We start from the raw sequence: 17,222 nt of genomic DNA on the forward strand, positions 1-17,222 counted from the left end.
TCTCGATGCGTGCTCTTCAAGCCCGTGTCGTCAACTCACGGTGACCGCTGGCTCCCCCGACGCGACGCCGTCCTTCTCCATCTGCTCGGCGATCTTCATCGCCTCGTCGATGAGGGTCTCCACGATCTTCGACTCGGGGACGGTCCTGATGACCTCACCCTTCACGAAGATCTGCCCCTTACCGTTGCCGGAGGCGACCCCCAGGTCCGCCTCGCGCGCCTCTCCCGGCCCGTTGACGACGCAGCCCATGACCGCGACCCGCAACGGAACCTCCATGCCCTCAAGACCGGCGGTCACCTCGTCCGCCAGCCGGTACACATCGACCTGGGCCCGCCCGCACGACGGACACGACACGATCTCCAGCCTCCGCTGCCGCAGATTCAGCGACTCGAGGATCTGGATGCCGACCTTGACCTCCTCGGCGGGCGGGGCGCTCAACGAGACCCGGATCGTGTCGCCGATCCCCTCGCTGAGCAGCGCCCCGAAGGCGACGGCGGACTTGATGGTCCCCTGGAAGGCGGGACCGGCCTCGGTCACCCCCAGATGCAGGGGGTAGTCGCACTGAGCCGCCAACTGCCGGTACGCCTCGATCATCACGACCGGGTCGTTGTGCTTGACGGAGATCTTGATGTCCCGGAAGTCGTGCTCCTCGAAGAGCGACGCCTCCCACAGCGCGGACTCCACCAGCGCCTCGGGGGTCGCCTTGCCGTACTTCCGCAGGAGCCGCTTGTCGAGCGAGCCGGCGTTGACCCCGATCCGGATGGGGGTCCCGTGCTCCTTCGCGGCCCGCGCGATCTCCTTGACCTTGTCGTCGAACTGCTTGATGTTCCCGGGGTTCACCCGCACCGCGGCACAGCCGGCCTCGATCGCCGCGAACACGTACTTCGGCTGGAAGTGGATGTCCGCGATCACCGGGATCTGTGACTTGGCGGCGATGGTGGCGAGCGCGTCCGCGTCGTCCTGCGTGGGGCAGGCGACCCGGACGATCTGGCAGCCGGACGCGGTGAGTTCCGCGATCTGCTGCAACGTGGCGCCGACGTCCGACGTGCGGGTCGTCGTCATCGACTGCACGGATACGGGGGCCCCGCCACCGACGGCCACCGGCCCGACCTGGATCAACCGCGACAGTCGGCGCTCCGCGACCGGCCGGGCGGGTACGGCGGGAACGCCCAGGGATACGGCGGTCATGACATCACCCTCGGTTCCCGTGGTTCCCGGACACCGTCTCACGCAGGGCGCGCAGGGACTCCTTCAGCGATCCCGTGGTGGCGAGGACGGCGGTCGGCTCATAGCCGCAGTGCGCCATGCAGTTGGCGCAGCGCGGGTCCCTGCCGCGTCCGTACGCGTCCCAGTCGGTGTCCTCGATCAGCTCCCGGTACGTCGGGACGTACCCGTCGCTCATCAGGTAGCAGGGCTTCTGCCAGCCGAAGAGCGAGTAGTTCGGGATCGCCCACGCCGTGCAGGGGAAGTCGACCTTGCCCTCCAGGAAGTCGAGGAACAAGGGCGAGTGGTTGAGCCGCCAGCGCCGCCGGTTGCCGCCCGCGAAGGCCTTCCTGAACAGCTCGCGGGTCTGCTCGACACCGAGGAAGTGCTCCTGGTCGGGAGCCTTCTCGTAGGCATAGGCGGGGGAGATCATCATCTCGTCGACCTTGAGGTCGTCGTTGAGGTAGTTGAGGACCTCGATGACGGTCTGCGGGGTGTCGGTGTTGAAGAAGGTCGAGTTGGTGGTCACCCGGAAGCCGCGCCGCTTGGCCTCCTTGATGGCCGCCACGGCCTCGTCGAAGACCCCCTCCTTCGCCACCGACTCGTCGTGCCGCTCCCGCAGTCCGTCGATGTGCACGGCGAACGCGAAGTACGGCGACGGCTTGAACTTGTCCATCTTCTTGCGCAGCAACAGCGCGTTGGTGCACAGGAAGACGTATTTCCTCCTGGCCACCAACTGCCGGACGATCTCATCGATCTGAGGGTGCATCAGGGGCTCGCCGCCGGCGATCGACACCATCGGCGCACCGGACTCCAGAACGGCGCCCACGGCCTGCGCCACCGGCATGCGCTGCTTGAGCACGCCCGCCGGATGCTGGATCTTGCCGCAGCCCTCACACTTCAGATTGCAGGCGTAGAGCGGTTCCAACTCGACGATCAGCGGAAACTTGTCCCTCTTGCGGAGCTTCTGTTCAGCGAGATACGTCGCCACCTTGATGGACTGGCGGAGTGGCATGGCCATCTGGCTCACCTCCTGGGGAGCAGCAAAGAACGGTGCCATTCGTAGTAAGCGGGAAGAACGGCATGAAGAACGAGGAAAGCTGATATTCCACCGCGCACCGTGCCGATCCGGACCAGTTCATGTTCTGGGGCGTCCACGACCACCCGGACGGCGGCAACCGGACGTCTGCCCGATCTCATGGCGGCGTGGAGGGTGACCGCCGACTCCATGTCGACCGCGATCGCGCCGGTCGCGAACAGATCCGAGCGTTCCTGACCGCGTACGACGTGATCGGATCCGGTGAGCGGGCCGGTGTGGACCGTGCGCCCGGGCACGGCCCGCATCAGCTCCTTGACCAGCCGTTCGGTGCCCACGCACGGCGTGACGATGCCGCCGGGGCCCCGGGTCTCCTCGGCGACCACCAGGTCACCGGGGTGCATCCCGGGGGAGAGCCCCGCGCAGAAGCCGGTGGCCAGCACGGCCGCGTCGGCGAGGGCGGAATCGCTGAGCAGCCGGGTCACGGCCCGCTCGGCGGCCTTCGGACCCATGCCGGTCCGCAGGACGGTGACCGGGCCCCCGGCAGAGCCCCGGTCGCCGCTGCGCAGGGCGAGCCGCTCGATGCCGAGCGCGCACGCGATCAGCAGCGGGGCCGGGGCGGAGGCCGTGGCCATCAGCTTCCCTTGGCTTTCAGGACGGCCGGTTCGCCGTTGACGTACCGGCCGAGCGCGGTGAGCGGGAACACCTGCCGGTAGAGGTGATAGTTGATCGAGAAGTCCCAGGGGAAGCCGGTCCCGGTGAAGTACGGCTCGTCCCAACCGCCGTCGTCCCGCTGGCTCTGGGCGAGCCACTCGATGCCGCGTTCGGTGGCCTTGGAGTCCCGCTCCCCCGCCGCCAGCAGCGCGAGCAGGGCCCACGCGGTCTGGGAGGCGGTGGAGGCGCCCTTGCCGCCCCACTCGGCGGCATCGCGGTAGGAGCGCAGGTCCTCGCCCCAGCCGCCGTCGTCGTTCTGCACGGTCTCCAGCCAGGCCACGGACCGGCGGATCGCGGGGTGCGCGGCGGGCAGCCCGGCGGTCACGAGTGCCGGCACCACCGACCCGGTTCCGTAGACGTAGTTGACGCCCCAGCGGCCGAACCACGAGCCGTTCGGCTCCTGTTCGGCGAGCAGCCATTCGATGCCCCGCCGGGTGCGCGGGTCGTGGGACAGGCCCTCGACCGCGAGCATCTCCACCACATGGGCGGTGACATCGGCGGACGGGGGGTCGATGACCTCGCCGAAGTCGCAGAACGGCAGCCGGTTGGGGAACGAGCTGGTGTTGTCGACGTCGAAGGCTCCCCACGCCCCGTTCCTCGACTGCATCCCGAGGTTCCAGCGCACCCCGCGCCGGACGGCCTTCTCGACGCGCTCCGGGTCGGGGTGCCTGACCCGGCGCAGCGCGAGAACGACCTCGGCGGTGTCGTCGATGTCGGGGTAGTTGTCGTTGTGGAACTCGAACGCCCAGCCGCCCGGCGGCAGTTGGGGCCGCCGCACCGCCCAGTCCCCGGGTCGGACGACCTCCTCGCCGAGCATCCAGTCGGCGGCCTTGACGAGCTGAGGGTGATCGGCGGGCAGGCCGGCGTCGGCGAGGGCGATGGTCGCGAGGCAGGTGTCCCACACCGGGGACTGGCAGGCCTCGATCATCCGGGCCCCGTCCTCGCGCCACACGGCGAACCGGTCGAGGGACTCCAACCCGGCCCGCATCACGGGGTGCAGAAGGTCGTAGCCGAGGAGGTGCAGCGCGATGAGCGAGTACACGGCCGGGGGCTGGATACCACCCCAGCAGCCGTCGTTCTCCTGCCGCTCGATGATCCAGCGGGCCGCGCTGTTCATGGCGGCCTTGCGCAACCGCTTCAGCGCGATCTTGCGATAGCCGTGCAGCAGCTTGTCGAGCCGCTGGAAGGCGCCTTCCCAAGTCATCGGCGGATCAAGGGGTTTGGGCGGGTTGGGCCGGGCCGGGTCGGTGTGCAGCTCGTCGAGCGGGAACGGCGCGGGCCGTACCGGGCGCTTCGCCGAGACGACGGTCAGCGGGACGATCGTCTGGCGAGCCCAGCACCCGAAGTCGTAGATGTTCAGCGGCATCCACTTCGGGAAGTAGACGATCTCCGGAGGCATGTCCGGCAGGTCGTCCCACTTCCACCAGCCGAACAGCGCCAGCCAGATCCGGGTGAAGACCCGGGCGGCGGCGATCCCGCCCCGCTCCCGGATCCACGCGGACGCCTTCGCCATGTGCGGCTCGTCCGGGGCGTCCCCCGCCAGCCGCAGCGCGACGTACGCCTCGATGGTGGCGGAGAGTTCGCCCGGCCCGCCGTAGAAGGTGGGCCAGGTGCCGTCGGCGCGCTGCTCGCCTCTGATGAACAGCGCGGCGGCCCGCGTGGTCTTCTCGTCGCGAATGCCCAGGAACTGACGGAGCAGCAGGTCCTCGGCGTCCATGGTGACGTTGGTCTCCAGGTCGCCCTTCCACCAGCCCTGGGCGTCCTGCCGTGCGAGCAGGAAATCGGTGGCACGCCGTATGGCGTGCGCGGCGGCATCCTGGACCCCTGCCGCCATGGGGGTGTCGGTGTCGGTTTCGCTGGCCGAGGCAGCGCGGGGCGGCAGTGCCCCGGTGCTTCCATCGGTCGTCGCTGTCATGGCTTCCCCTTCGTGCAGTGGACGGATCTCTCTGCGGTGGGTCAGCCGTCGGCCGGTGTGCATCCGGTGACAGCACCGGCCGGCGACTACGCGAGGCCTATTCGACCGATGACGACGTTTCGTCGGTCGATGGCGATCATCTCTTCCGTACGACGACGAAGTCGGCCAGCGCCGCGAACTGGTCCCGCACGTACTCGGGCATCCGGATCGAGTCCAGCGCCTCGATGGCGATGGTGTGCTGGCGGCGCGCCTCCTCGGCGGTCCAGTCCCGGCCGCCCGCCTCCTCGATGAGAGCGGCGCGCGCGGCGAACTCCTCCTCGGAGAAGTTCGCGAAGTCGCTGCTCTTGGCGTCGGCGGCAAGGAGTTCACCGAGCCGCTCGGAGGCCTGGCCCCCCGCGGCGAGCGCGGCCACGACCGGCAGGGACTTCTTGCGCTGGCGCAGATCGCTCCACGTCTGCTTGCCCGTGGCCACCGGGTCGCCCCAGATGCCCAGCAGGTCGTCGACGGCCTGGAAGGCGAGGCCGAGGTGGTAGCCGTACTTCTCCAGCGTGTCGGCCGTGTGGTCGTCCGCGCCGCCGAGGACCGCTCCGATGGAGCAGGCGCAGGCGAGCAGGGCGCCGGTCTTGTTGCCCTCCATCTCCAGGCACTCCTCGACGGTGACCCGCTCCCGGTGCTCGTAGGAGATGTCCTGGGCCTGTCCGTCGATGAGTGCGCGCGTCGCGGTGGTGACGCGGCGGGTGGCGCGGGCCGCCTCCGCGGTGCCGAGTTCGAGGAGGATCTCGTTGGCGAGGACCATCAGGGCGTCGCCGACGAGGATGGCCTGGGCGGGGTCGTACGCCTTCCACACGGTGTCGCGGTGGCGGCGCTGTTCGTCGCCGTCCATCAGGTCGTCGTGCAGCAGCGAGAAGTTGTGCACCAGCTCCACCGCGACCGCGCCGGGGATGCCGACCTCGGGTGCGGCGCCGGTGACCTCGGCGGACATCACGGCGAGCGCGGGACGCACGGCCTTGCCGCCGTCGCCGTCGGCCGGGTTGCCGTGGGCGTCGATCCAGCCGAAGTGGTAGGCGGCGACGGTGTTCATGGGGGGCGCAAGCCGTTCGATGGCCGCCCGCAGCACGGGTGTGGCCAGGGTCCGCCCGCGCTCCAGGAGCGCGGTCACGTCCACCGCTGTCCTCCGAGCGGCCGCCTCGGCCGGGGGCACAGTGGGCACAGTATCTCCAGATGTCGATGTGTTCGCGGTGCCGGGAGTGCGGGATCCGGTCCTGTGCGCTTCGAGCGTCACGCCGCCTCCTCATAGGCGAAGAGGTGGTCTCGGGGCCGGCCCAGGGCGCCGAGCGCGGCGTCCGCCGCACTGACACCGCTGCGGACCGCACTCTCCATGGTCGCGGGCCACCCGGTGGCGGTCCACGCTCCGGCCAGGTACAGGCCGGGTGCCTTGGTGCGGGCGCCGGGCCTGAGCCGTCCGACGCCGGGGGTGGGGGCGAACGTCGCGGTGCGCTCCCGGGTCACGAAGAAGTCCCGCACGTGCGCGCCCCGCGCGTGGGGCAACAGCCGCTCCAGCTCCGGCAGATACCGCTCACGCAGTACGGACACGGGTGCGTCGATCTCGTCCTGCGCGGCCGACTGCGACAGCGCCAGGTACTGGCCCTCGGTCAGCCCGGACGCCTCGGTCCGGTCGAAGACCCACTGCACCGGGGAGCCGAGCGCCGCGAAGAACGGCCGCCGGAGCACCTTCCGGTCGTACACCACATGGACGTTGAGGATCGGCGCGGTACCGATCTCCAGCAGCCGCTCGGGGTGGTCGAGCGCCCCCTCCGGGAGCAGGTCGTACGCCTCGCGCTGCGGTACGGCGAGGACGACCGCGTCGGTGTCGAGGCTCTCGCCGGGAACCTGGACCGCCCAATTCCCGTTGCCCTGGGGGGAGATGGAGGTGACGCGGGTACGGAGTTCGGTACGGACGCCCGCCGAGTCGAGCGCCTTGCGGGCCAGCCGGTCGTGCAGTTCACCCAGCGGGACATGGGCCCAGCCGATGTCGGCCGCGCCCGGATCGGACAGCAGACCCGTCTTGAACACCATAGCGGCGAGCCCGAGGGAAGCGTCCCCGGCCACCGCGTTGAGGGTGGCGACCCCCACGAGGTCCCACAGCGCCTCGACGGCACGCGCCGACTGACCGCGCTCGGCCAGCCAGCCGCCGAAGTCCCGCTCGTCCAGCGTGGGATCCGCGAGGTCCAGTGCCTTGAGCGCCAATGCGGCACGCCCCACTTTGGCGCGCTCGGCGAGCGAGAGATGGGGGTACGTGGCCAGGCTGCGCCCCAGATGCAGGGGTACGGGCAGTGCGTCGCGCCGCAGTCTGCCGAGCCGTCGCCCGGGCCTGCCCTCGGCGTCGAGCACCGGCACGTCGAGCCGGTCCTGCAGCGGGGCGAGCCCGGCCCCGTCGACGCGGTCGAGGAACCAGCGGTAGGCGGTGCAGCAGCGCAGATACACGTGCTGCCCGTTGTCGACGGTCAGGTTGCCGCGCTGGAAGGAGAAGGCGAGCCCGCCGAGCCGCGGCCGCCCCTCCAGAAGCGTGACCCGCACGCCGGCGTCGGCGAGCGCGAGCGCGGCGGTCATGCCCGCCAGGCCCCCGCCGACCACCACGGCCGTGCTGGGGCGGCCCGTGCTGTCCGCGTCCAACAGCCCCTCGGGCTGTGCGCCGTCGGTCATCGTGCACCCTCCCCTGCCGGTCGGCCGGGGTGAAGGATCGGTCCCCGGAAGGCCGTCGCAGTCAGGGACGCCCTCTTGGTGCGGAGGGTTGCGTACCACTTTTCCCCGTTGGAATGGCCTTGGGCCGGATTGTCCCTCACGCGCGCCTCCTGACGGTACGGCGCGACACATGCCGGGCGTCCAGACCGGACAGCCCGCGTACGGCGACGTAGGCCTTCTCGCGTCCGGGCAGCGAGACCCGGCCGCGCAGCACCGCTTCCGGCTCGCGCTCGATACGGTCCAGCAGTCGCCGGTAGATGCCGGCCATGGCGGCGACACAGGCTCCGCTGCGCCGGTCCAGCATCGGCAGCAGCCGGTAGCCCTCGGCGAACAGGGCACGGGCCCGGCGCACCTCGAAGTGCACCAGACCCGCGAAGTCGGAGTCGGCCGGCGGGAGCGGCCCGGTGAACCCGCCGGAGCAGCCGAACTTCGCGAGATCGTCGGCGGGCAGATAGACCCGCCCGCCCTGGGCGTCCTCGCGAACGTCCCTGAGAATGTTGGTGAGTTGAAGCGCGAGCCCGAGGGTGTCCGCGTACTCCGGCGCGCGTTCCGCACCACGCGCCCCACGTTCGATGCCGAAGACACCGAGCGAGAGCCGTCCGATGGTGCCCGCCACACAGCGGCAGTAGGCCTTCAGGTCGTCCCAGGTCTCGTAGGTCTCGCCGCGTACGTCCATCAGGACGCCGTCGATGAGTTCGTCGAGGGCGTCGAACGGGATCGGGAACCTCACCCCGGCGTGGGCCAGGGCCACCACGACCGGGTCCGTGTCGTCCTCGCCGACGGCGCCCTCACGGATCCGGGCGACCAGTGCCCGGGTCTCCTCCAGTCGGGCGGCCTTGACGTCGAGCGCGAGCGCGCCGTCGCCGATGTCGTCGACGCGCCGGGAGAACGCGTAGAGGGCGGACATCGCGCGACGCTTGGGCGTCGGCAGAAGCCTGATGCCGTAGGCGAAGTTACGGGCCTGCTGTCCGGTGACGGCCTCGCAGTAGCGGTAGGCGGCGAGTACCGGTGCGGACGCGTGTGGTTCCGACTCCACGGTCCGGATCACCCCTCTCCTCGCAGGGTCGCGCCCGCCTCATGCAGCAGCCGGAGCTTGCCGGGCTTGGGCGGGCCGGGAAGTACGTCGAACTCGGCGGCGGCGATCGCGTGGACGGCCGCCCTTCCTCCCGCCACGAAGCCCGCGAGGAGCAGCCTCAGCCTGCCGTGAACGCTACCCACGAGCGGGGTGCCCTCATTCAGGAGATTCCGGGCGCGTTCCGCCTCGTACGCGATCAGCGCGCGCACCGATGCACCGGCCGTGGGCGCGGCGAGATCCGCCTCCTGGACGTGAAAGCGCTTCATGTCCGCGGCGGGCAGATAGACGCGATCGCGGCCGAGGTCCTCGGTGACGTCCTGGAGGTGCTCGATGATCTGCAGCGCGGTGCAGATCGTGTCGGAGTGGCGGACCCGCTCGGGGGTCGTGGTGCCGGTGACGGCGAGTACCAGGTGGCCGACGGGGTTGGCCGACAGCTCGCAGTAGGCGAGCAGGTCGTCGTAGGTCTCGTACCGCTTGACCAGCTGGTCCTGGCGGTTGGCGGCGATCAGGGCGAGGAACGGCCCCGGGGCGAGGCAGTGGCGGCGGACGGTGTGCTGGAGTCTGCGCAGCAGCGGGTGGTTCGGGGTGGCGTCGAAGACCCTGTGGAGGTCGGCCTCGAAGGCGTCGAGGAGGAGGAGCCGGTCGTCGGCCTCCCGCGGGGAGACGCCCAGGAGGCGGGCGTCGGCGCCGCCGGGGGCGAGGTCGCCGTCGCCGATGTCGTCGACGAGGCGGGCGAAGCCGTAGACCGCCATGAGGTCGTCGCGCCAGGCCCGCGGCAGGAAGAACGGCGCGACGGGAAAGTTCTCGGCCGCGGCCTTGTCGAGGGTGTCGCGCTCCGGGTCACCGGTGCGCGCCGTCCCGGTTACGGTCACCGCCCGTCACCCGGCACGGGGACGGCAGAAGCGTCTTCGAGCTGGGGAGTTTCCGTAGCCATGGCCATCACATCTCCCGTTCTACACTGCCGACCCAATACGCACTATTTCGGACACGCCGCCCGGCGGTCGGCGCATGCGGCGGATGCCGGGTGACGCGCATTATGGACCCACTTGCCGTGATTCGGCACCGATACAGCTTACGTTGTACAGCGTGTCCCGCCCCGTCCGGGTGTCCTGCACATCACAAGAACACACCGATTGCCCCCAAGGCTCCCAGGGACACCGGTAGTTGGCGTTTCCTTGCGTTTCCTTGCACTTCCCTTTTCAGACTCCGGGCCCCGCCGGAGCAGTTCCGACAGGGCCCGGGACGCATCGGGTCACTTGCCCGTGAACTTCTCGTACTCCTTCAGGACCTCTCCGGTGGGGCCGTCCATGCGGAGTTCGCCGCGTTCCAGCCACAGGACGCGGTCGCAGGTGTCGCGGATGGACTTGTTGTTGTGGCTGACGAGGAAGACCGTGCCGGCCTCCTTGCGGAGCTCGCGGATGCGGGCCTCGGAGCGCATCTGGAACTTGCGGTCACCGGTGGCGAGGGCCTCGTCGATCATGAGGACGTCGTGGTCCTTGGCCGCCGCGATGGAGAAGCGCAGGCGGGCCGCCATGCCGGAGGAGTAGGTGCGCATGGGAAGGGTGATGAAGTCGCCCTTCTCGTTGATGCCGGAGAAGTCGACGATCTCCTGGTAGCGCTCCCGGATCTGCTCGCGGGACATGCCCATCGCGAGACCGCCCAATATGACGTTCCGCTCGCCCGTGAGGTCGTTCATCAGGGCCGCGTTGACGCCGAGCAGGGAGGGCTGGCCATCGGTGTAGACCTTGCCCTTCTCCGCGGGGAGCAGGCCGGCGATGGCGCGCAGCAGGGTGGACTTGCCGGAGCCGTTGGAGCCGATCAGGCCGATGGCCTCGCCGCGGTAGGCGGTGAAGGAGACGCCCCGGACGGCGTGCACCTTGCGCACGCCTCGTGCTGCCTCGTCGGAGCCTCGCTTGATGATGCGGCTGAGGGCCGCGGTGGCGCTGCCCTTGCCGGTCTTGGCGCCGTTGACGCGGTAGACGATGTGCAGCTCGTCGGCGATGACGGTGGGGATGAGTGCGTCAGCCACGGCCGTACCTCTCCTCCGCCTTCCAGAAGTACACGAAGCCGCCGAACGCGACCAGCGCGGCCCAGCCGGCGGCGACCGCCCACACGTGCGGGGGCAGGTTCTCGGAGCCGTAGCCGTCGATGAGCGCGAAGCGCATCAGGTCCATGTAGATGGCGGCGGGATTCCACTGGAGGACGTCGGCGATCCACGCGGGATGGTCCTTGAGCATCACCGGGATCGAGAACATCACGCCGGACGCGTACATCCACGTACGCATCACGAACGGCATCAGCTGCGCCAGGTCCGGGGTCTTGGCTCCCATACGGGCGAAGACCAGCGCCAGGCCGGTGTTGAACAGGAACTGCAGGACCAGCACCGGGAGGATCAGCAGCCAGGACAGGCGTGGGTAGCTGCCGAAGCCGACCGCGACGGCGAAGAGCACGATCATCGAGAACAGCAGCTGCTGGAGCTGCTGGAGCGAGAAGGAGATGGGCAGCGAGGCCCGCGGGAAGTGCAGGGCGCGCACCAGGCCCAGGTTGCCGGAGATCGCGCGGACGCCCGCCATCACCGAGCTCTGGGTGAAGGTGAACACGAACACACCCGTGACCAGGAACGGCACGTACACCTCGCGCGACATGCCCCGGTCGGCGTTGAGGATGAGACCGAAGATGAGGAAGTACACCAGCGCGTTCAGCAGCGGGGTGGCCACCTGCCACAGCTGACCGAGCTTGGCCTGGCTGTACTGTGCGGTGAGCTTCGCCTGGGAGAAGGCGAGGATGAAGTGTCGCCGCCCCCACATCTGGCGGACGTACTCGACGAGTCCGGGCCGGGCGCCGCTCACGGCCAGCCCGTACTTCGCGGCCAGCTCGGCCGCGGTGAGCCCGTCATCGGGCGACGGACGGTCGCTCACCACAACCCTGCCGTCATGCGTTGTCTCACTCACAAATGGAAACTTTCGTCCTCAAGGTGCGCAGCCTGGTCGGGCCGAGGCGGAAACCTGGACCGGGTACCGCCGAATGGTCTCAGATACCGAGCTTGTCAGATGACGGGAGGTCGGCCCAGTCTGGTCAGGCGCCACACCGTACGCCACTTCATGGAGCGACGCGGGCCGCACGGGCTCGTCCAGCCTTCCTTGAAGCCGCCGAACCAGGCCCGCAGGGCGGGACGCGAGGGCTTGCGGAGCAGGGTGAGCAGCAGCCAGACGCCCAGGTAGACCGGCACGAGGAGGGCCGGGAGGTTGCGGCGCGCGAGCCAGACGCGGTTACGCGCGACCATGCGGTGGTAGACCGCGTGCCGGGAGGGCGCGGTGGTGGGATGGAACAGCACCATGTCGGACCGGTAGTCGATCATCCAGCCCGCGTCGAGGGCCCGCCACGCCAGGTCGGTTTCCTCGTGCGCGTAGAAGAACTCGTCCGGAAGTCCGCCCACTTCGGCGAGGACCTGCGTACGGACCGCGTTGGCGCCGCCGAGGAAGGTCGTCACCCGGGAGGAGCGCATCGGGTCGGCGGCGCGCAGCCGGGGCACGTGGCGCCGCTGGGTCTCGCCGGTCTCGGGGTCGGCGATGCGGAAGCTGATGATGCCGAGCTCGGGGTCGGCCTCGAAGGCCTGGCGGCACAGCTCGGCGGTGTCGTGGTGGGCGAGGAGGCCGTCGTCGTCGAGGAAGAGGAGGACGTCGACGTCCCGGCCGCTCGGGCCGAATGCCTCGATGCCTACGTTGCGGCCGCCGGGGATGCCCAGGTTCTCGGGCAGCTCGATCGTGCGGACGCCCTCGGGGACGTCCGGTACCGGCGAGCCATTGCCGACGACGACCACCTCGACCCGGTCGCCGTCCTGCTTGGCGACCGAGTCGAGAAGGGCGCGGAGCTCGTCGGGGCGGTTGCCCATGGTGATGATGACCGCGCCGACCTTCATGCCGCTGTTCACTTCAGCCTGCTGGAGGCGAGGATGGACACCAGGTGCAGCAGCGTCTGAAGCAGGGCGATTCCGGCCAGTACGGCGACGCCGAGCCGGGAGAAGAACAGGTCGCCCCGGGCCTGGTCGAGGAAGGCGAGGACCAGGATCAGCAGGGAGGCCTCGACGCCGAGGATGAGCCGGTGGAACTTCAGCGCGGCGGCGGCCTTACGGGCCAGCGCCATGCCGGACGAGCGCGGCTCGGACGCCGACTCCTGGACCGGCGGCTTGCCGGTCTGGTGCCGGGCGACGCCGACGAGGTCGGTCTCCGCCTTGATCAGGATGGCGCCGAGGGCGGCGAGCGTGCCGAGGAAGGCCCACAGCCAGTCGATCCGTCCGGTGCCCCACAGGTCGGCGGCGCGCAGCCCGAAGCCGACGAGCACGGCCGCGTCGCAGAGGTAGGCGCCGACGCGGTCCACGTAGACCCCGGCCATCGAGTACTGCTTGCGCCAACGGGCGATCTCGCCGTCGACGCAGTCGAACAGCAGGTAGAGCTGGACCATCAGCACGCCGAGGACGGCGCCCGGGATGCCCGGTATCAGCAGGGCCGGGGCGGCGAGGACGCCGAAGACGGTCATCAGGTAGGTCAGCTGGTTGGGCGTGACCCGGGTGTTCACCAGGTGCCGGTCCATGCGCAGGGAGATTTCGCGCATGTAGAGCCGGCCGGCCCAGTGCTCGCCGCTCCGCCGGTCCTTTACACCCGGGGGGTGAACGACCGGGCGGAGTTCAGCTACCGATGGCTTTGGCATAGTCGGCGTATGCGTCCTTGATCTGTTCGGTGCTCAGTTCGAGGTGCTCGAGGATGGTGTAGCGGCCCGGCCGGGTCTGCGGGGCGAACTCCACGACCTGGACGAACTCGTCCATCGTGAAGCCGATCTCGTCCGGGAGGACGGGCAGCCCGTGGTGGCGGAGGACCTCGGCCATCTGCCCCGCGATCTCGTGGTGGCCGCGCAGGAACGTGGCGAACGCGCCGCCGAGACCGCACTGCTCGCCGTGCAGGGCGTTGCGCCGGGGGAACCTCAGGTCGAACGCGTGGCTGATCTCGTGGCAGGCGCCCGAGGCGGGACGGCTGTCACCGGCCACGGACATGGAGATCCCGCACAGCACGAGGGACTCGGACAGTGTCGTCAGGAAGTCGTCGTCACCGATGCCACCGGGGTGGCGCAGCACGGCCTCGGCGGCCTGGCGGGCCATGGCGGCGGCCAGTCCGTCGACCTTCTCGCCGGTCTCGCGGCTGGACAGCTCCCAGTCGGCCACGGCGGAGATCTTGCAGATCACATCGCCGATACCGGCCCGCACGAAGCGCACCGGGGCCTCACGGATGACATCGAGGTCGATGACGATGCCGATCGGGTTCGGCACACCGTACGAGCCGCGGCCCGCGTCGTTATCGAGGGTGGCTACCGGGGAGCACAGGCCGTCGTTGGCGAGGTTGGTGGCCACGGCGACCAGCGGCAGGCCGACGCGCGCGGCAGCGTACTTGGCGCAGTCGATGACCTTGCCGCCGCCGAGCCCGATCACGGCGTCGTAGTGACCGCCCTTCTTGATCGAGTCGGCGAGCCGTACCGCGCCGTCGATGGTGCCGTCGGCGTCGCAGAACCAGTCCGCCTCCGGCAGCGCCGGGGCGAACCGGTCGCGCAGTGCGGCGCCGGAGCCGGGGCTGATCGCGAAGGCCATCCGGCCCGACGGCGCGATGCGCTGGTCCGACAGGATCGTCGCCAGGTCATCGAGCGCGCCGGGACGGATGTCCACGACGACCGGCGAGGGGATGAGCCTCGTCAGTACTGGCACGCGATCTCACGTCCCTTGGCGAGGTCGTCGTGGTTGTCGATCTCAACCCACTTGACGTCACCGATGGGCGCCACGTCGATCTGGAAGCCTCGGTTCACGAGTTCCTGGTAGCCGTGCTCGTAGAACTGCTGCGGGTCGGTCTCGAAGACCGTCTTCAGCGCGTCGGCCAGTTCGTCGGCGGCCTCGCCCTCGATGAGGGTGACGCCGATGTACTCGCCGGAGGCCTCCGCCGGGTCCATCAGCTTGGTGATCTTCGTCATGCCCTTCTCAGGGTCGACGACGACCTTCATCTCCTCGTCGGCCAGCGACTTCACGGTGTCGATGGCGAGGATGATCTTCTTGTCGCCGCCGCGCGCGGCGAGCAGGGTCTTCTCGACGGAGACCGGGTGCACGGTGTCGCCGTTGGCGAGGATCACCGAGTGCTTGATGGCGTCACGGCCGCACCACAGGGAGTAGGCGTTGTTCCACTCCTCGGCCTTGTCGTTGTCAATGAGGGTGATCTTCAGGCCGTACTTCTGCTCCAGCGCCTCGCGGCGCTCGTAGACGGCCTCCTTGCGGTACCCGACGATGATCGCGACCTCGGTCAGGCCGATCTCGGCGAAGTTGCCGAGGGTGAGGTCGAGAACGGTGAGGCTGTCGGCGTTACCCGAAGTATCCTCGGGCCCTACCGGCACCAGAGCCTTGGGCAGGGTGTCGGTGTAGGGGCGCAGACGCCGTCCGGCGCCGGCCGCCAGCACGAGGCCGATCATGCGGGTTCTCCTTCATCGTGTACGGCGGGTGCGCCGGTTTTATGGGCGGTCACCCAGAAGCGGATGCTCTCGAAGAGCACCAGCACTGCCACGGCCACAGCGAGAGCCGTGAGCGCGACCTTGAACTCAGTGGGCGCGAGCAGCGCGGCCAGGACGGTGACCAGCAGCGTCCTGCCTTCGTGCCCGCCGATCGCCCGCACCAGCCAGTGCGGCGGCGCGCCCGCGTCGCCGCGGATGCGATACACCGTGTCGTAGTGATGGTAGGCGACCGCGGCCACCAGCCCGAAAGCCGCCGGCAGGGCTCCGTTCACATCGGCTTTGGCCGCCAGTACCAGAACGGTGCCGTATTCGGCGGCGCGGAACAGCGGGGGAATCAGCCAGTCGAGGGCGCCCTTGAGGGGGCGGATCAGGGCCGCGACCGACATCCACGCGTAGAAGACGGCGCCCAGGACCGGCCACCAACTGCCGTAAGGGGCGGCCGCGGTACCGAGAAGGACGATGGCCGCGCCGACGAAGGCGAGGTAGGCCGGGGCGAAGCCCTTGCCACGGGCGAGGCGGCGCAGGAGATGGGCGAGCGGGCCCGAGTCGGACAGGTCCGTCAACGCACGTGCCGCCCGGTCGGTCCGCTGTGCCTTGCGCGTCAACGACCGCAGCACACGACCCGCTGTGGTGTAAGTCGCAGCGAACGCGCACCCGATGAGCAGCGCGTAGAAGGTGATACGGGGAGTGGTGGCCGCCGTGAGGACCGCGATCATCGCCCAGCGCTCACCGATCGGCAGCACGATCATCCGACGGATCCAGACCGTCCAGCCCACGCTGTCGAGCTTGTCGGAGAGGGCGGCGGTGGGGCTGGTGTTGGCGGTGGCGTCGTGGTTCGCCTCGTTGAAGGAGAAGTCGACGACGTGGCGGCAGGTTTGCAGGACCATCGCGCCGAGGGCGAGCGCCCATACGTCGTCGCCGCCGCGTGCCGCGCCGAGGGCGAGACCCGCGTAGTAGGCGTACTCCTTGGCGCGGTCGAAGGTGGCGTCGAGCCAGGCGCCGAGCGTCGAGTACTGCAGCGAGTAGCGGGCCAACTGGCCGTCGGTGCAGTCGAGGACGAAGGAGAGGATGAGCAGCGCTCCGGCCGCGACGAAGCCGCCCCGGGTGCCGGTGGCCGCACAACCCGCCGCGATCAGGGCGGTGATGAGGGAGGCCGTGGTGACCTGGTTCGGCGTCAGGCCCCGGCGGGCGCACCAGCGGGCGAGGTAGCGGGAGTACGGGCTGATGAAGTGCGTGGTGAAGAAGCCGTCGCGGGACTTCACCGCCGTACGCAGCCGTACGGCCTCGTCGTCGACGGCGGCGACCGCCTGGCGGGCCTGGTTGCGGGCCTGCGGGTCGGCGGGGACAACGGCGACCAGGGTGCCGAGTTCGGGCCGGTGCGGGGTGACCCCGTCCGCGTCGAGGGCGGCGGTGACACGGTCGGCAAGGTTGTCGACGGCGACCGCGGAACCGCCTGCCGGGGCGGAACCCTCCCGGGCCAGCGCGCGGGTCAGGGCCTGGCGGGCGGCGGCCTGTACGGTCACCGCACCCGGCAGCGCGGCCGCGTCGAAGCGGGGATCGGTGAGGCCCAGGCGCAGCGCGTGCACATGCCCCACGAATCGGGAGTCGACGACGGCGACGCGCTGACCAGCGGGAACCGTCGCGAGGAGCGTCTCGGCGTCACCGGCGTCGGAGGCGACCCGCACGTCGAAGCCGAGCGACCGCAGATCGCTCTCCAGCGACGATCCGGGGACCGGCTGACCGGTGAGGATGGCGGTCGACAGACGAACTCACTCCCTGGGTGGTTTTTGAGGCAGCCCGGCCCGCATCGGCAGGGCGGCGTGTCGGCAGAGGTTATCGGATGAAGAGAAGCATCCGTTCACCACCCGTTAACGGCCCGATCAACCTGGCCTGCTGGGCCCTCCGCCACGATCATCATCAGGGATCGGAGGGGCGGCCCACAAACTCCCGTTGACATATCACCTTATGGACGACACCCCTCACGGGCAGTACACACCTCC

The 17,222-nt window shown here is 69.9% G+C and carries 16 protein-coding genes; all 16 read right to left on the reverse strand.

The annotated features are described in order from the left end of the window. Positions 1-30 precede the first annotated feature (30 nt). Positions 31-1,188 (reverse strand): flavodoxin-dependent (E)-4-hydroxy-3-methylbut-2-enyl-diphosphate synthase, encoded by a 1,158-nt coding sequence (gene ispG / locus CES90_RS22925; protein WP_189786427.1) that lies wholly within the window; start codon positions 1,186-1,188, stop codon positions 31-33. A 4-nt stretch (positions 1,189-1,192) separates the two neighbouring features. Then, on the reverse strand, positions 1,193-2,224 hold the full coding sequence (hpnH, locus tag CES90_RS22930; protein WP_189786428.1) for an adenosyl-hopene transferase HpnH: 1,032 nt from the start codon (positions 2,222-2,224) through the stop codon (positions 1,193-1,195). Positions 2,225-2,229: 5 nt separating this feature from the next. Then, the gene (locus CES90_RS22935) at positions 2,230-2,874 is read right to left on the reverse strand and encodes a phosphorylase family protein (RefSeq protein ID WP_189786429.1); all 645 of its coding nucleotides are present in this window, start codon (positions 2,872-2,874) and stop codon (positions 2,230-2,232) included. Next, positions 2,874-4,868, reverse strand: a complete 1,995-nt coding sequence (shc, locus tag CES90_RS22940) for a squalene--hopene cyclase (protein ID WP_189786430.1) — start codon at positions 4,866-4,868, stop codon at positions 2,874-2,876. The genes CES90_RS22935 and shc overlap by 1 nt, the downstream gene beginning before the upstream one ends. Before the next feature lie 136 nt (positions 4,869-5,004). Next, complete coding sequence (locus tag CES90_RS22945; protein WP_229914231.1) at positions 5,005-6,078, reverse strand: polyprenyl synthetase family protein; 1,074 nt, start codon at positions 6,076-6,078, stop codon at positions 5,005-5,007. A gap of 68 nt (positions 6,079-6,146) precedes the next feature. After that, on the reverse strand, positions 6,147-7,571 hold the full coding sequence (gene hpnE, locus CES90_RS22950) for a hydroxysqualene dehydroxylase HpnE (RefSeq protein WP_189786432.1): 1,425 nt from the start codon (positions 7,569-7,571) through the stop codon (positions 6,147-6,149). Beyond that, the gene (locus tag CES90_RS52035) at positions 7,568-7,711 is read right to left on the reverse strand and encodes a DUF6380 family protein (protein ID WP_373313546.1); all 144 of its coding nucleotides are present in this window, start codon (positions 7,709-7,711) and stop codon (positions 7,568-7,570) included. The genes hpnE and CES90_RS52035 overlap by 4 nt, the downstream gene beginning before the upstream one ends. Beyond that, a complete protein-coding gene (gene hpnD, locus CES90_RS22955) occupies positions 7,708-8,658 on the reverse strand; it encodes a presqualene diphosphate synthase HpnD (RefSeq protein WP_189786433.1) in 951 nt (316 codons plus the stop codon). Before hpnD ends, CES90_RS52035 begins: the two co-directional genes overlap by 4 nt. Beyond that, positions 8,655-9,557 (reverse strand): squalene synthase HpnC, encoded by a 903-nt coding sequence (gene hpnC, locus CES90_RS22960; protein WP_189786434.1) that lies wholly within the window; start codon positions 9,555-9,557, stop codon positions 8,655-8,657. The genes hpnD and hpnC overlap by 4 nt, the downstream gene beginning before the upstream one ends. A 380-nt stretch (positions 9,558-9,937) precedes the next feature. Next, positions 9,938-10,714, reverse strand: a complete 777-nt coding sequence (locus CES90_RS22965; RefSeq protein ID WP_189786435.1) for an ABC transporter ATP-binding protein — start codon at positions 10,712-10,714, stop codon at positions 9,938-9,940. Then, entirely contained in the window at positions 10,707-11,636 is a 930-nt protein-coding gene (locus CES90_RS22970; protein ID WP_189786436.1) for an ABC transporter permease, read from the reverse strand. The genes CES90_RS22965 and CES90_RS22970 overlap by 8 nt, the downstream gene beginning before the upstream one ends. Positions 11,637-11,731: 95 nt before the next feature. Further along, complete coding sequence (locus CES90_RS22975) at positions 11,732-12,604, reverse strand: glycosyltransferase family 2 protein (protein ID WP_373313549.1); 873 nt, start codon at positions 12,602-12,604, stop codon at positions 11,732-11,734. An 8-nt stretch (positions 12,605-12,612) separates the two neighbouring features. Beyond that, on the reverse strand, positions 12,613-13,392 hold the full coding sequence (locus tag CES90_RS22980; RefSeq protein ID WP_189786438.1) for a CDP-alcohol phosphatidyltransferase family protein: 780 nt from the start codon (positions 13,390-13,392) through the stop codon (positions 12,613-12,615). After that, the gene (locus CES90_RS22985) at positions 13,370-14,434 is read right to left on the reverse strand and encodes an iron-containing alcohol dehydrogenase family protein (RefSeq protein ID WP_189786439.1); all 1,065 of its coding nucleotides are present in this window, start codon (positions 14,432-14,434) and stop codon (positions 13,370-13,372) included. The genes CES90_RS22980 and CES90_RS22985 overlap by 23 nt, the downstream gene beginning before the upstream one ends. After that, on the reverse strand, positions 14,422-15,183 hold the full coding sequence (locus CES90_RS22990; RefSeq protein ID WP_189786440.1) for a phosphocholine cytidylyltransferase family protein: 762 nt from the start codon (positions 15,181-15,183) through the stop codon (positions 14,422-14,424). The genes CES90_RS22985 and CES90_RS22990 overlap by 13 nt, the downstream gene beginning before the upstream one ends. Further along, the gene (locus tag CES90_RS22995) at positions 15,180-16,985 is read right to left on the reverse strand and encodes a DUF5941 domain-containing protein (RefSeq protein ID WP_189786479.1); all 1,806 of its coding nucleotides are present in this window, start codon (positions 16,983-16,985) and stop codon (positions 15,180-15,182) included. Before CES90_RS22995 ends, CES90_RS22990 begins: the two co-directional genes overlap by 4 nt. Positions 16,986-17,222: the final 237 nt, after the last annotated feature.

Source organism: Streptomyces capitiformicae (genome assembly GCF_002214185.1).
Lineage (GTDB): Bacteria > Actinomycetota > Actinomycetes > Streptomycetales > Streptomycetaceae > Streptomyces > Streptomyces capitiformicae.